Source organism: Novosphingobium arvoryzae, from assembly GCF_014652615.1.
Classification (GTDB): Bacteria; Pseudomonadota; Alphaproteobacteria; order Sphingomonadales; family Sphingomonadaceae; genus Novosphingobium; species Novosphingobium arvoryzae.
Genome location: NZ_BMZD01000007.1, coordinates 16317 through 30983, shown reverse-complemented (window position 1 = coordinate 30983; position 14667 = coordinate 16317). Strand labels below are relative to the sequence as shown.

Genomic DNA, 14667 nt, shown 5'->3' with positions numbered 1-14667 from the left:
CGCACAAGATTGGAGTTCACGAGTTATGGGTTACCGGGTGGTAGTGGTCGGCGCGACCGGCAATGTCGGGCGCGAGATGCTGAACGTGCTGGCAGAGCGCGAGTTTCCGGTGGAGGAAGTTGCGGCGGTCGCCAGCCCGCGCTCGACCGGCACGGAAATCGAGTTCGGTGAAACCGGACGGATGCTCAAGGTGAAGAACATCGAGCATTTCGATTTCACCGGCTGGGACATCGCCCTGTTTTCCGCCGGCTCCACCGTGGCCAAGGAATACGGCCCCCGCGCGGCGGCGGCGGGCTGCGTGGTGATCGACAATTCCAGCTATTACCGCATGGACCCCGATGTGCCGCTGATCGTCCCCGAAGTGAACCCGGAGGCGATCGACGGCTACAAGGCAAAGCTGATCATCGCCAATCCCAACTGCTCGACCGCGCAGATGGTCGTGGCGCTGAAGCCGCTGCACGATGCGGCGAAGATCAAGCGCGTGGTCGTCAGCACCTACCAGTCGGTATCTGGCGCGGGCAAGGACGGCATGGACGAGCTGTTCGAGCAGAGCCGCAACATCTTCGTGGGCGATTCCGCCGAACCGAAGAAGTTCACCAAGCAGATCGCCTTCAACGTGATCCCGCACATCGACAGCTTCCTGGACGACGGTTCGACCAAGGAAGAATGGAAGATGGTGGTCGAGACCAAGAAGATCCTCGATCCGAAGATCAAGGTGACGGCAACCTGCGTGCGGGTGCCGGTGTTCGTCGGCCATTCGGAATCGATCAACCTGGAGTTCGAGGACGAGATTTCGGCGCAGGAAGCGCAGGACATCCTGCGCGAAGCCCCTGGCGTGATGCTGGTCGACAAGCGCGAGGACGGTGGATACGTCACCCCGGTCGAGTGCGTCGGCGATGGTGCGACCTTCGTCAGCCGCGTGCGTGAGGACCCGACCGTCGACAACGGCCTGTCGCTGTGGTGCGTGTCCGACAACCTGCGCAAGGGCGCGGCGCTGAACGCGGTGCAGATCGCCGAGCTGCTGGGGCGGCGGCATCTGAAGAAGGGCTGAGCGGCGTGGAACTGATCCCCGGTTTCGATGGCACGCCGCTGGCGGTGCACCGCATGGGTGCAGGGCGTCCGCTGGTGCTGCTGCACGGGCTGTTTTCCAGTGCGGAGATGAACTGGATTAAGTGGGGCCACGCCGCCACGATTGCCGAGGCCGGCTTCGAAGTAATCATGCCGGACCTGCGCGTCCACGGTGCCAGCGGCAAGCCGCACGATCCGGCGGCCTATCCGGGCGATGTGCAGGCCAAGGACCTGGCGGCGCTGGTGGCGGCGCTGGGCCTGGTCGATTACGACCTTGGCGGGTTCTCGCTGGGTTCGCGCACCAGTGTGCGGGCGGTGATCGGGGGGCTGACCCCCAAGCGGCTGGTGCTGGGCGGGATGGGGCTGGAAGGGCTGGCCGGGTGGACCGGGCGGCAGGCCTTCTTCATCGACGCGATCGACCGGTTCGACAGCGTGCGCCAGGGCGATCCGGCCTATTACACCGTGCAGTTCATGAAGAGCATGAAGATCGATCGCGTCGCCGCGCGGCTGCTGCTCGGCACGATGACCGATACCGATCCGGCGGCGCTGGCGACGATCACGATGCCGACGCTGGTGGTCTGCGGGGACGAAGACCGGGACAACGGATCGCCGGACAAGCTGGCGGCCGCGTTGCCGAACGCGGTCCATGCCGTCATTCCCGGAACGCACATGGGCTGCGTGACCAAGCCGGAGCTGGGCCGCACGATCCGCGACTGGCTGGCCGGGTAGCCGCCGTTACCGGAACGGCGGCTCCTTGAACGCGCGCAGCTTGCGCGAATGCAGCCGGGCGCCCTCGGCGCGGAGCAGGTCGCAGGCCGTGGTGCCGATCTGCAGGTGCGCGGCAATCGCTTCCTCATAGAAGCGGTTGGCCTGTCCCGGCAGCTTGATTTCCCCGTGCAGGGGCTTGTCCGAGACGCACAGCAGCGTCCCGTAGGGAACGCGGAAGCGATAGCCCTGGGCGGCGATGGTCGCGCTTTCCATGTCGATGCCAATGGCGCGGCTCAGGCTCAGGCGATGGGCCGACTGGGTATAGCGCAGTTCCCAGTTGCGGTCGTCGGTGGTGGCGACGGTGCCGGTGCGCATCCGCTTCTTCAGGTTCGCGCCGATATCGCCGCTGACCATTTCGGCCGCTCGGGCGAGGGCAATCTGCACTTCGGCAATCGCCGGGATCGGGATTTCCGGCGGCAGGACCGGATCAAGCACGTGATCGTCGCGCAAGTAGGCGTGGGCGAGCACATAGTCGCCAATCCGCTGCGTGTCGCGCAGGCCCCCGCAGTGGCCGATCATCAGCCAGGCTTCGGGGCGCAGCACGGCGAGGTGGTCGCAGATCGTCTTGGCGTTGGACGGGCCGACGCCGATGTTGACCAGGGTGATCCCGGTCCGGTCCGGCCGGACAAGGTGATAGGCCGGCATCTGGTGACGCCGCCAGGCGGTGTCGGACAGCCGTTCGCGCGCATTGTCGGTCGGCTCGTCGATCAACAGGCCGCCCGCGCCGGACAGCAGCGTATAGCCGTCCTTGCCCAGTTGCTGCGCCGCCCAGTCGACGAATTCATCGACATAGCGGTGATAGTTGGTGAACAGGATGAAACGCTGGAAATGCTCGGTCGACGTGCCGGTGTAGTGCGCGAGGCGCGCGAGGCTGAAATCGGTGCGCAGGCCGTCGAACAGGGCCAGCGGGTGGATGTCTTCCATCCCGTCGACCGCGATACCGTCGGCCAGTTCGTCGCCAATCGCGGCCAGTTCGGTTGCCGGGAAATACCGGGCCAGATCGGCCGGACGCAGCGCGCCCAGCCCTGAGCTGGCGTCGATCACGTAGGGGAATGGGATTTCCTGCGCGGAGCGCCCTACCTCAATCTCGATCGCGTAGTCGTCCTGCAGCAGCGCCAGCTGCTCTGTCAGGTAATCCGCAAACAGGGCAGGGCGGGTGATGGTGGTGGCAAAAGTGCCGGAATGGGCGAGCCGGCCAAAGGCGCGGGCCAGATCGGGCCGGGTTTCCTCACCCGCATAGTGCAGGCGGATTTCCGGATAGCACCAGTCACGATTGGCGCGGCGGCTGGCGGGGGGAAGGGTGCCGTCTGCCGCAAAGGCGGCAATGTCCGAACGGAGGGTGGTAACGGCGGTTTCGTAAACGCGGACCAATTCCGCGATGATGTTTTCTGTCTTTTCCATCGCGGGCTTATAAGGCCGTTGTCAGAATATTTCAACTCGGCGCATGAATGTGGTGATGCGGCGGCGAACTCTCGCAGGCCCCAAACGAAGAAAGGGGCGCCGAAGCGCCCCTTTCCGGTATCTTGTGCCTGGGAAGGCGCGAAGCTTAGGCTTCGTCGCCGTCCGCAGCCGGAGCTTCGACTTCGAGGTCTTCGCCGTTGCCGGCTTCGAAATCGATCTCGGCAGCCGCAGCGACGTCTTCTTCAAACATCGCGGCGATCACGTCGACGCCCTGGGCCTGCTGTTCAGCTTCGTCCGGCGAGCGGGCAACGTTGACCTTGACGGTCACGGCCACTTCCGGGTGCAGCTGGACGCGCACGTCGAACACGCCAATGGTCTTGATCGGGCGTTCCAGCACGATCATGGCCTTCGACAGGTTCGCGCCATCGGCGTTCAGCGCGTCGACGATGTCGCGCACCGAAACCGAACCATACAGCTGGCCCGAGTTCGACGAAGCGCGGATCAGCACGACCGACTTGCCTTCGACGTCCTTCGCGTGGACTTCGGCTTCACCACGACGCGAAGCGTTGTCGGCTTCGATCTTGGCGCGGTTGGCTTCGAACACCTTGCGGTTGGCTTCGTTGGCGCGCAGCGCCTTCTTGTTCGGCAGCAGGAAGTTACGGGCATAGCCGTCCTTCACGGTGACGACATCGCCAATGGTGCCGAGCTTTTCGACGCGTTCGAGGAGGATGATTTGCATGGGACAGTCCCTCCTTACTTCACGAGGTAGGGCAGCAGGCCCAGGTGACGGGCACGCTTGATCGCCTGACCCAGTTCGCGCTGCTTCTTCGCCGAAACGGCGGTGATGCGCGAGGGCACGATCTTGCCACGCTCAGACATGTAGTTCTGGAGCAGGCGCGTGTCCTTGTAGTCGATCTTCGGAGCGTTCTTGCCCGAGAACGGGCAGCTCTTGCGGCGGCGGAAAAATGCGCGGGCCATGATTAAAACTCCTCGCGTTCACGACGACGGGTGCGCTCACGATCGTTCTTGCGCATCTGCACCGATGGGCCGGCTTCATGTTCGTCAACGCGGACGGTCATGTAACGGATCACGTCTTCGTTGATCGCGGTCTGGCGCTCCAGCTCGGCCACGACGCCAGCGGGCGCTTCGATGTTCAGCAGCACGAAGTGCGCCTTGCGGTTGCGCTGGATCTTGTAGGCGAGGTTCTTGAGGCCCCAGGTTTCGGTCTTGGTGACCTTGCCGTTGTTGGATTCGACGATTTCCGTCGCAGCGGCGGCCAGGGCGTCGACTTGCGCCTGGCTGAGATCCTGGCGCGCCAGGAACACGTGCTCATAAAGCGGCACGGCAGCTTCCTTTATCTATCTAACCGATCGCTGGCTGATCCGCACCATTGCGGGGCCCCTCCGGCTTTCTTCGTTTCACCGGACAGTCCGGCGAAGCAGCGGCCCTTAGCCGGATTTCGCGCGAATGCAAGCAGGAACGCCCGCTGCAGCAGGAATTTCGCCATGCAGTTGCATTTTGCGCAAGGTCAAGGACGGCTATGCTGCACCTGCTAACAAGGCTCCGTAACCAAGGAGGTACGCCATGTCGGCCGATCAAGTTGTTCTCGCTCCGCAGACCAAGGAACTCAAGACCCGTTCGGGCGCCACGCTGGCGGTCCGTCCGGTGACTCCGCAGGACGAGTCCCTGCTGGAGGAGTTCTTCGACCGTGTGAGCGACGAGGATCGCCGCTTCCGGTTCCTGTCGGCGCACAAGCATCTGGATCACAAGATCCTGGCCCCGATGGTGGAAGTGGACCATTTCCGCACCGAAAGCTTCATCGCGTTCGACGCCGCGACGGGCGTGGTGGTGGGCCATGCGATGCTGGCTTGCGACAATCCGCTCGATACCGGCGAAATCGCGATTTCGGTCTGCGGCAACTGGCGCGGGAAGGGCGTGGGCTGGGCCTTGCTGGATGTGCTGGCCGATGCGGCGCGCGAACGCGGGCTGCGCCGGGTGATCTCGATCGAGGACCGCGAGAACCACGCCGCGATCGAGCTGGAGCGCGAGAAGGGCTTTGTCCCGCACGGGGTGGATGGCGATCCCCATCTGGTCATGCTGGAAAAAGTGCTGCGCTGATCCGCTAACAGGCGGGGACAGGCCGCGACTGGCCCTTGAACCCGGAGGCCTTGCTCCGATAAGCAGGCCGCTGGTTTCAAGGGAAAGTCCTGTCGCATGTCTACCGGCCTGATCGCGCTGCTCGATGATATTTCGCTGATTGCCAAGGCCGCAGCGGCATCGATCGACGATGTCGGCGTGGCAGCGGCCAAGGCCGGGTCCAAGGCGGCGGGCGTGGTAATCGATGATGCGGCGGTGACGCCGACTTACGTCACCGAATTCACGCCCGACCGCGAATTGCCGATCATCTGGAAGATCGCCAAGGGCAGCCTGAAGAACAAGCTGTTGTTCCTGCTGCCCGGCGCGCTGCTGCTGAGCGAATTCCTGCCCTTTGTCATCACCCCGCTGCTGATGCTGGGGGGGTTGTTCCTGTGCTATGAAGGCGCGGAAAAGATCATGGAAAAGCTGGGCGGCGACAAGCACGGCGCCACGCTGGAAGACCCGATCACCGATCCCGCCGCGTTCGAGGAAGAGCGCGTTTCGGGCGCGGTGCGGACCGACCTGATCCTGTCGGCGGAAATCATGGCCATCGCGCTGGCCGAAATCGCCAATACCCCGGTCGTGGAGCGCGGGCTGGTGCTGGCGCTGGTCGGCGTGGTGATCACGGCTGTGGTTTATGGCGCGGTGGCGCTGATCGTGAAGATGGACGACATCGGGCTGCATCTGGCGGAAAAGCCGGGCGCGGCGGCGCAGAAGATCGGGCGCGGGCTGTTGCTGGCCATGCCCAAGGTGCTGACTTTCCTGTCCGTGGTCGGGACCGGCGCGATGCTGTGGGTCGGCGGCGGGATCATCCTGCACGGCCTGCACGAAATGGGCGTGCACGGGCCGTCCGATGTGGCCCACGCGATCCAGCACGCGGTCGAGCAGGTGAGTGGCGGGGCCGGGGCCGTGCTGGGCTGGCTGACGTATGCCGTGGCTTCGGCCGTGGTCGGGCTGGTGCTGGGCGCGGCGGTCGCGCTGGGGCTGCATTCCGGCCAGAAGCTGCTGGGCAAGGCGCACTAGGCGCCCCCGCCGGCCTCAGTCCAGGCGGGCCAGCAGGTCCTTCGCGAACACGGTCAGCGTGTCGTCGCGCGCGCCCATCACCACGATGCGGTCGCCGGGCCGGGCCAGCTCGGCCATCCGTGCGGCGCAATCCTCGCGCGCAGGGATGTGTTCGGCCTGTCCGCCACCTTCGCGGATCAGCCGCACGATCCGTTCGCTGCCTTCGCTGCGGTCGACCGTGCCGCCGAAATAGACCGGATCGCACAGGATCGTCAGGTCGTCCGGCCCCAGCAGCCGGGCGAAAGTCTGGGCAAGCTCATGCCCCATCTGCCGCAGCGGGCCATAGCCATGCGGCTGGAAGAACGCGATGACCCGCCCCGGATGGGCTTTCAACGTGGCGAGCGTGGCGGCGACCTTGTCCGGATTATGCCCGAAATCGTCGATCACGGTCACGCCCCGCGCGCTGGTGCCGACAATGTCGAACCGGCGCGCCAGTCCACTGAACGAGCCGAGCGCGGCGACGGCGGTTGCCACCGGCACCCCGGCCGCATTGCAAGCGGCAATCGCGGCCAGCGCGTTGAACAGGTTGTGCCGCCCCGGAACCTTCAGGACCAGATCGTGCGCGGTGCCGTCGCGGCGGTCCAGCACGGTGGCGGTCAGGCTGGTTGGCCCTTCGGTGACGGAGCCCGGCGCGACGCCGATCATCGCAGCGGGGCTGGCAATGGCGAATGTCACGAGCGCCTGCGCCCGCGCTGCCAGGGCGGCGGTTTCCGCATCGTCCAGATTGATCGCGGCCACGTCTGCGCGGGACAGGAAATTGCCAAACAACTCGCGCAGTTCCTCCAGGCTCTTGTGGTCGAGACTGACATTGCCCAGCACCGCGACGGTGGGGTTATAGAGCGCGATCGATCCGTCGCTTTCATCGACTTCGGACACGAACACGCCGCCTTCTCCGACCCGCGCGGAGGCAAACGGCGCATCGTCGGCGACAAAATTCTTCATCACCGCGCCGTTCATGATCGTGGGATCGCGCCCGGCCTGAACCATGATCCAGCCCGCCATGCCGGTGACCGTGCTCTTGCCGCTGGTTCCGCCGATGGCGATCCGCGCGGGCGCGGCGTTGAACAGGCGCGAGAGCAGTTCGGCCCGGCTCATCCGCGCGCAGCCGAGTTCGCGGGCGCGGACCATTTCAGGGACGGTGTCCTCCACGGCGGCCGAGGCGACCAGCACCTGATCGGCCGAAGTGATCCCGCTGCCGTCCTGCGGGAACAGCGTGAAGCCGAGGCTTTCCAGCCAGGCGAATTTTTCGGGCGTGCGGCCCTGGTCGCGGCTGCGGTCCGATCCGGCCACCTGCGCGCCCTGGCCTTTCAGGATCAGCGCCAGCGGCAGCATGCCCGATCCGCCGATGCCGCAGAAGAACCAGGGGTGAGAGGTGAGGTCAGTCATGCCGCTTGTCGCTAGGCACCAAATCCCCACAACTCAACCATGTTCACCGCCGCTTGCCGCCTTTGTGCGGTGGAAAAGCAGGTTCGGCGCTTTCACGGGGGCGGCTGGCGGGGTAGGCTATGGCCCATGACCCGCATTGCCATCTGCGCCCCGTCTACTCCCTTTGCCGAGGAGGACGCCGCCCGCGTGCTGGCGCTGGCGGCAGAGTTTCCGGGGCTGGAACTGCATTTCCACCCGCAATGCTTTGCCGCCCACGGCCACTTTGCCGGACCGGACGCGCTGCGGATCGAGGCACTGGTGGAATGCGCCAACGATCCCGCCTTCGACGCGGTGTGGTTCGCGCGTGGCGGCTATGGCGCGGTGCGGGTGACAGAGGCGGCGCTGGCGCGGTTCGATCGCGCGGCGCAGGACAAGCTGTTCCTGGGCTATTCCGATGCCGGCACCCTGCTGGGCGGGCTGTACCGCGCCCGGATCGGTCATCCGGTTCACGCACCGATGCCCGGCGACATTCGCCGCGCGGGCGGGGAAGACGCGGTGCGCCGCACGCTGGGCTATCTGGCGGGGGAGCGCGGCGGGCTTGAGCCATCGCTGGATGAACATCCTGCCGTGGCCTTCAACCTCATGACGCTGGCGATGCTATGCGGCACGCCGTTGATGCCGGGGCTGGCGGGGCATGTGGTGATGGTGGAGGAAGTCAGCGAATACCTCTACGCGGTCGATCGCCTGTTCTTTCACTTGACCGCACACCTTGGCGGGATCGCCGGATTGCGGCTGGGGCGGGTCAGCGATGTGCCGGAAAACGACCGACCATTTGGCGCTTCGGCAGAGGACATCGCGCGCCACTGGTGCGCGCGCCATGCCATCCCGTTCCTCGGCGCGGCGGACATCGGGCATGATGTTGCCAACAGGATCGTGCCGTTCGGGCTTGCGGGGCGCGGCGCGGGGCAATAACCGCGCGGCCAATCTTGGGTTTTGGAGTGAAGCAGATGCGCGCATTCGTTTTTCCGGGGCAGGGCAGCCAGAAGGTTGGCATGGGCGTGGAACTGGCCGCCGCCAGCGCCGCCGCCCGCGCGGTGTTCGAGGAAGTGGATGACGCGCTGGGGCAGAACCTCTCCGCGATCATGCGCGACGGGCCGGACGATGCGCTGACCCTTACCGAAAATGCCCAGCCGGCGATCATGGCCAATGCCATCGCAGTGCTGCGCGTGCTCGAACAGGAAGGCGGCATTGCCCTGGCTGACAAGTGCGATTTCGTCGCCGGCCACAGCCTGGGCGAATATACCGCGCTCTGTGCGGCAGGTGCGTTTTCGCTGGCCGATACCGCCCGCCTGCTGAAGCTGCGCGGGCAGGCGATGCAGGCCGCCGTGCCGGTGGGCGTCGGGGCGATGTGCGCGCTGCTGGGGGCGGATATCGACAAGGCGCAGGCGCTGGCCGATGCCGCGGCAGAGGGTGAAGTCTGCACCGTCGCCAACGACAACGATCCGACGCAGGTCGTGCTGTCTGGCCACAAGGGCGCGATCGAGCGCGCGATCGCCCTCGTCAAGGAGCACGGGATCAAGCGCGGCGTGGCGCTGCCGGTCTCGGCCCCGTTCCATTGCCCGCTGATGCAGCCCGCTGCCGATGCCATGGCCGAAGCCCTGGCCAAGACGCCCCCGTCGGCGCTACGCGTGCCCCTGTTCGCCAACGTCACCGCATCCGTGGTGACCGACCCGGCCGAAGTCCAGCGTTTGCTGGTCGAACAAGTCTGCGGCCGCGTTCGCTGGCGCGAAAGCGTGATCGCGATGCAGGCGGCGGGCGTGGACCAGTTCGTCGAACTCGGCGGCAAGGTGCTTGGCCCGATGATCGGCCGCAGCGTCAGCGATGTATCGGTAACCAGCTTGATCGGCATGGCCGACATCGAAGTGCTCATCAAGGAACTCTGAGTCATGGAAAACCGCATGTTTGACCTTACCGGAATGACTGCCCTCGTGACCGGCGCTGCGGGCGGGATCGGCTCGGCGATCAGCCACGCGCTGGCGCGGCAGGGTGCGCGGTTGGCGCTGTCGGGGACCAACCCGGCCAAGCTGCGGGCGTTTCGCGAGGAGCTGAACGATACGTACGGCCACGACCACGTCGAGATCACCTGCGACCTGTCGAACACCGAACAGGTCGAGCATCTGGTTCCGGCCACTGTCGATACGCTCGGCAAGATCGACATCCTGGTGAACAACGCCGGGATCACCCGCGACAACCTGACGATGCGGATGAAGGACGAGGAGTGGGAGCAGGTCATCAAGATCAATCTTGAAGCCGCTTTCCGCCTGATGCGCGCGGCGACCAAGCCGATGATGAAGGCTCGTTTCGGCCGCATCATCACCATCACCAGCGTCGTCGGGGCGACCGGCAATCCGGGGCAGGTGAACTATGCCGCGGCCAAGGCCGGCCTGGTGGGCATGTCGAAGTCGCTGGGGCAGGAACTGGCGAGCCGCAACATCACGGTCAATTGCGTTGCGCCCGGTTTCATCCGCACCGCGATGACCGACGTTCTGCCCGATGCGCAGAAGGATGCGCTGAATGCCCGCATCCCGATGGGCCGGATGGGCGAGGGCGAGGATATTGGCGCGGCGGTCGCCTATCTCGCCTCGAAGGAGGCCGGCTACATGACCGGGCAGACCCTGCATGTGAACGGCGGGATGGCGATGCTCTGACGAAGATCGGGCTGTCGTAATTGTGCAACGCGGGGCACGGCAGCGGTGATAGGACGGGGTAACCTTTCAGGAGATTGCCCTTCATGCGTCTGATTCCCGCCGCTGCCTTCGTCGCTCTTGCGCTGGGCCTGACCACGCCCGCCCAGGCGCTGACCCGCAAGCAGCTCGATTGCCCGGCCAAGGCCGTGAAGCCCGAAGTCGCCAGCCGGATTTCCGAACTCGTGCTGGCGGACAACGAAAATGATCCCGAACTGGATCAGCAATGGGACAAACTCGACGGCGTGGCCGCAGCCTGCATGAAGCAGACCAAGGTCCCCGCCGCGCAGCAAGACGCCTATTACGAATATGCCAAGCTGTCGGCCACGCGCTCGGGGTTCCTGCAGCGGATCACGGCGGCCGGGCTGAAGCCCGCGCTGATTGACGCGACGATGGATGTCGGGCCGGGGCGGACCAATCCGGTTATCACCGACCTGAAGGACGAGCAGGTCGAAAAGCTGATCAAGGCGCTGACCGACAGCGGGGTCGATATCCTCAAGATGGATGAAGCAATCTGGCCGGTCGTGGGCGGGTACCTGCCGCTGACGTCGCGGGTGTTCCAGCTGGAAAAGCAACTGGGCGCTCCCGTGGCTGCGGTCCGGCGGCAGTAACCCCCGCATTTATCCCCAGATTCGCAGGGTTCTGCGCGCTCCAGCCTTGCCGCCCGGGCGGCTTGCGGTAAGGAAGATAGTCCGAATTTTGTCCGCGTGAGCGGCGATTCCGCTCGCGAATCCGCCATTCACGCCCCAGGGGGACACGAGCAGACCATGAAGGCCACCATCGAACGCGCAACGCTGCTCAAGTGCCTGTCGCACGTGCAGTCCGTGGTTGAGCGCCGCAATACCATTCCGATCCTCTCCAACGTGCTGATCGAAGCGGCCGCCGGCGGCACCGTGCGCGTGATGGCGACTGACCTTGACCTCCAGGTGGTTGAAACGATGGGCGCGGTATCGGTCGAGGCGCCGGGCGCAATCACCGTTTCCGCGCACCTGCTGTTCGACATCGCCCGCAAGCTGCCCGACGGCAGCCAGGTCAGCCTCGAAACCGCCGACAACCGCATGACGGTGAAGGCGGGGCGCAGCCGCTTCTCGCTGCCCACGCTGCCGCGCGACGATTTCCCGATGATCGTCGAAGGCGATCTGCCGACCAGCTTTGAACTGCCGGCCGCCACGCTGGCCCAGCTGATCGACCGCACCCGGTTTGCCATCAGCACCGAGGAAACCCGCTATTACCTCAACGGCATCTTCATCCACGTCTCGGACGAGGAACTGAAGGCCGCCGCCACCGACGGCCACCGCCTGGCGCGCTACACCATTGCCCGTCCGGACGGGGCCGAAGGCATGCCCGACGTGATCGTGCCGCGCAAATGCGTCGCCGAACTGCGCAAGCTGCTGGAAGAGGCGCTCGACACCAACGTGCTGGTCGATCTGTCGGCCAGCAAGATCCGCTTCACCCTGGGCGGTGAAAACGGCGTGGTGCTGACCAGCAAGCTGATCGATGGCACGTTCCCCGATTACACCCGCGTGATCCCGACCGGGAACGACAAGCTGCTGCGGCTCGATCCCAAGAGCTTCTATCAGGGCGTGGACCGCGTCGCGACGATCGCCACGGAAAAGACCCGCGCGGTGAAGATGGCGCTGGAAACCGACCGCGTGACGCTGTCGGTCACTTCGCCGGACAACGGCACGGCAGCGGAAGAACTGCCGGCGGACTATCGCTCGTCGGGCTTCGAGATCGGCTTCAACGCCAACTACCTCAAGGACATTCTCGGCCAGATCGAGGGCGACACGGTGGAACTGCACCTCGCGGACGCCGGCGCGCCGACCCTGATCCGGCAGGACGACAAGAGCCCCGCGCTCTACGTCCTGATGCCGATGCGGGTCTGAATTACGGCAATCGCCGGTTTTCAATGGGCGCTCCAGCACGGGGCGCCCATTTGCGTTTGGGGAGAGAGCAATGAGCCACACCGTCCAGGTCAAGCGGGATCAGATCGGCATCGCGCGCATCGTTGAGCAGGCCTTGCCGCCGCTGGGCGAAGGCGCAGTGCGGCTGCGGATCGAGAGCTTTTCGGTCACCGCCAACAACGTGACTTATGCCGTGGTGGGCGACGCATTCGGGTACTGGAACTTCTTTCCGGGCGAGGGCGAGTGGGGCGTGGTGCCGATGTGGGGCCATGCCGTGGTCGAGGCATCGAACCATCCCGACATTGCCGTCGGGGAACGGGTCTATGGCTACCTGCCGATGGGCACGCATCTGGATGTGCTGCCGGTGGGCGTGACGCCCGGCGGCTTCACGGACGGCGCGGCGCATCGCCAGCCGATGAGCCCGATCTACAACCAGTATGCGCGCCTCGCCGCCGATCCGGAGCATGATCCGGCGCGGGAAGGGGAGCGGATGATCTTTGGCCCGCTGTTCAAGACCGGCTTCCTGATCGAGGGGATGTTCCGCCGGGCTGACTGGTTCGGGGCGCAGGCGATGGTGGTGACCAGCGCCTCGTCCAAGACCGCGATGGCACTGGCCAGCGTGGCGCGCGAACGCTCACCACAGGTGCGGCGGATCGCCCTGACCTCGGCTGGCAATGTCGCGTTTGTGGTGGCGAGCGGCTGCTATGACACGGTCCTGGCCTATGACGCGATTGGCGATCTGCCGCAGGTGCCCAGCGTTTCGGTCGACTTTGCGGGCAATGCGGCCGTGTTGCGCGCCGTGCATGAAACGCTGGGCGATTTGCTGAAGTATTCCTGTACGGTGGGCGCAACCCATGTTGGTGCGGGGTTCGGGCAGGCGGGCGCGCCGCTGCCGGGTCCGACGCCGACGCTGTTCTTCGCGCCGGATCATGCCGTGGCGATGATTCAGGACATTGGTCCCAAGGCATTCGGTGCGGAAGTGGCGGCCAGCTGGCAGCAGTTTCTCGGCCATGTCGCCGGGGCCGTGCGGATCGAGGCGCGCGGCGGACTGGATGCGGCCGTGACCGCGTTTGCCGCGGCAGCGGATGGCAGCGCCGATCCAGCGGTCGGGGTCGTGATCCGGCCTTAGCCGCATGTAAGCAGGCCGGTCACCCCGGATCGGGTCCGGGAGGACGGGGAGAGGGGGGAACCCTCTCCCACTCAGGTCAGATATCGACGACGATCTTGCCGAAGTGCTTGTTCGCGGCCTGATGCCCAAATGCGGCAGCCAGTTCGACCAGCGGGAAGTGATCGGAAATCACCGGCTTGATGCCGTTGGCCTCGATTCCGGCGATCATGGCGAGTTGCTGGGCGCGGCTGCCCACGGTCAGGCCCTGGACGCGCAGGTTCTTGGCCATCAGCATGGCGGTCTGGACTGGCCCCGCAAAACCGGCCAGCACCCCGATCAGTGCAACGTGGCCCCCGACGCGGGTCGCCATCATCGATTGGTCAAGCGTGCCCGAACCGCCGATTTCAACCACGGTATCGACGCCCACGCCGCCGGTCAGTTCCAGCGCCTTCATCCCCCAGGCGGGGTTTTCCTTGTAGTTGATGAGGTCATCCGCGCCGAGCGCCTTCAGCCGCTCCAGCTTGGCGTCGGACGAGCTGGTCGCGATGACCCTCGCGCCCGCCGCCTTGGCGAATTGCAGGGCGAAGATGGATACCCCGCCGGTGCCTTGGACCAGCACCGTATCACCCGGCTTTACCGCGCCATCGACAAACAGTGCGCGCCATGCCGTCAGGCCCGCACACGTCAGCGTGGCGGCTTCGGCGGCGGAGTAGCCCACAGGGACGCGGGTGAACCAGTGCTGCGGGGTGACCACGACCTCCCGGGCATAGCCATCGATCCCGTCACCCGGCACGCGGGCGAACGAGGCGGACGGCACCGCCCCGTCCAGCCAGTCCGGGAAGAAGGTGGAGACGACCAGATCGCCCACCTTGAATTCGGTCACGCCATCGCCCACGGCCTCGACCGTGCCGGCGCCGTCGGACATCGGGATGCGGCCCGGCTCGGTCGGGATCATGCCCGCCACGACCGCGAAGTCGTGAAAGTTGAGCGAGGACGCGGCCAGCTTGACCCGGATTTCGCCGGGACCGGGCTGGCCGGGATCGTCGGCAGTGCCCGGCAACAGGGTTTCCAGGCTCGCCGGGGATCCGACGCGGACTACGGTAATGCTCAT

General features: G+C 65.8%; 16 protein-coding genes. 10 read left to right on the top strand and 6 right to left on the bottom strand.

Going from position 1 to position 14667, the window contains the following annotated elements:
* Positions 1–25 precede the first annotated feature (25 nt).
* Positions 26–1051, top strand: coding sequence for an aspartate-semialdehyde dehydrogenase (locus tag IE113_RS13255; protein ID WP_189542295.1), 1026 nt, complete (start codon positions 26–28; stop codon positions 1049–1051).
* Positions 1052–1104: 53 nt separating this feature from the next.
* The gene (locus IE113_RS13250; RefSeq protein WP_189542439.1) at positions 1105–1797 is read left to right on the top strand and encodes an alpha/beta fold hydrolase; all 693 of its coding nucleotides are present in this window, start codon (positions 1105–1107) and stop codon (positions 1795–1797) included.
* Positions 1798–1803: 6 nt separating this feature from the next.
* On the opposite strand, the gene IE113_RS13245 is transcribed toward IE113_RS13250, so the two are convergent.
* The 4 genes from IE113_RS13245 to rpsF form a co-directional block, all read right to left on the bottom strand.
* On the bottom strand, positions 1804–3237 hold the full coding sequence (locus tag IE113_RS13245) for an AMP nucleosidase (RefSeq protein ID WP_189542293.1): 1434 nt from the start codon (positions 3235–3237) through the stop codon (positions 1804–1806).
* Between the two features lie 145 nt (positions 3238–3382).
* On the bottom strand, positions 3383–3976 hold the full coding sequence (gene rplI, locus IE113_RS13240; protein ID WP_189542291.1) for a 50S ribosomal protein L9: 594 nt from the start codon (positions 3974–3976) through the stop codon (positions 3383–3385).
* Between the two features lie 14 nt (positions 3977–3990).
* Positions 3991–4215 (bottom strand): 30S ribosomal protein S18, encoded by a 225-nt coding sequence (gene rpsR, locus IE113_RS13235; protein WP_088309634.1) that lies wholly within the window; start codon positions 4213–4215, stop codon positions 3991–3993.
* A gap of 2 nt (positions 4216–4217) precedes the next feature.
* The gene (gene rpsF / locus IE113_RS13230; protein ID WP_189542289.1) at positions 4218–4580 is read right to left on the bottom strand and encodes a 30S ribosomal protein S6; all 363 of its coding nucleotides are present in this window, start codon (positions 4578–4580) and stop codon (positions 4218–4220) included.
* A 241-nt stretch (positions 4581–4821) separates the two neighbouring features.
* Here rpsF and IE113_RS13225 point away from each other — a divergent pair, with 241 nt between their 5' ends.
* Positions 4822–5355: a GNAT family N-acetyltransferase gene (locus IE113_RS13225; RefSeq protein ID WP_189542287.1), complete on the top strand. Its 534-nt coding sequence runs from the start codon at positions 4822–4824 to the stop codon at positions 5353–5355.
* Between the two features lie 96 nt (positions 5356–5451).
* On the top strand, positions 5452–6396 hold the full coding sequence (locus IE113_RS13220) for a DUF808 domain-containing protein (RefSeq protein ID WP_189542285.1): 945 nt from the start codon (positions 5452–5454) through the stop codon (positions 6394–6396).
* A 15-nt stretch (positions 6397–6411) separates the two neighbouring features.
* Here the strand turns inward: IE113_RS13220 and IE113_RS13215 are convergent, their stop codons facing one another.
* Positions 6412–7821: a glutamate ligase domain-containing protein gene (locus tag IE113_RS13215; RefSeq protein ID WP_189542283.1), complete on the bottom strand. Its 1410-nt coding sequence runs from the start codon at positions 7819–7821 to the stop codon at positions 6412–6414.
* 126 nt (positions 7822–7947) lie between these two features.
* On the opposite strand from IE113_RS13215, the gene IE113_RS13210 reads away from it, so the two are divergent.
* From IE113_RS13210 to IE113_RS13185, 6 genes are all read left to right on the top strand, one after another.
* Positions 7948–8772 (top strand): LD-carboxypeptidase, encoded by an 825-nt coding sequence (locus tag IE113_RS13210; protein ID WP_189542281.1) that lies wholly within the window; start codon positions 7948–7950, stop codon positions 8770–8772.
* A 35-nt stretch (positions 8773–8807) separates the two neighbouring features.
* The gene (gene fabD, locus IE113_RS13205) at positions 8808–9743 is read left to right on the top strand and encodes an ACP S-malonyltransferase (protein ID WP_189542280.1); all 936 of its coding nucleotides are present in this window, start codon (positions 8808–8810) and stop codon (positions 9741–9743) included.
* A gap of 15 nt (positions 9744–9758) precedes the next feature.
* Positions 9759–10508 (top strand): 3-oxoacyl-[acyl-carrier-protein] reductase, encoded by a 750-nt coding sequence (gene fabG, locus IE113_RS13200; protein WP_189542277.1) that lies wholly within the window; start codon positions 9759–9761, stop codon positions 10506–10508.
* 83 nt (positions 10509–10591) lie between these two features.
* Positions 10592–11155, top strand: coding sequence for a hypothetical protein (locus tag IE113_RS13195; protein WP_189542276.1), 564 nt, complete (start codon positions 10592–10594; stop codon positions 11153–11155).
* Between the two features lie 156 nt (positions 11156–11311).
* Positions 11312–12430 carry a DNA polymerase III subunit beta gene (gene dnaN, locus IE113_RS13190; RefSeq protein ID WP_189542274.1) on the top strand — a complete coding sequence of 373 codons (1119 nt, stop codon included), beginning with the start codon at positions 11312–11314 and terminating at the stop codon, positions 12428–12430.
* 70 nt (positions 12431–12500) lie between these two features.
* Complete coding sequence (locus tag IE113_RS13185) at positions 12501–13577, top strand: DUF2855 family protein (protein WP_189542272.1); 1077 nt, start codon at positions 12501–12503, stop codon at positions 13575–13577.
* 76 nt (positions 13578–13653) lie between these two features.
* Here IE113_RS13185 and IE113_RS13180 read toward each other — a convergent pair whose 3' ends face one another.
* Positions 13654–14667 (bottom strand): zinc-dependent alcohol dehydrogenase family protein, encoded by a 1014-nt coding sequence (locus tag IE113_RS13180; RefSeq protein ID WP_373297876.1) that lies wholly within the window; start codon positions 14665–14667, stop codon positions 13654–13656.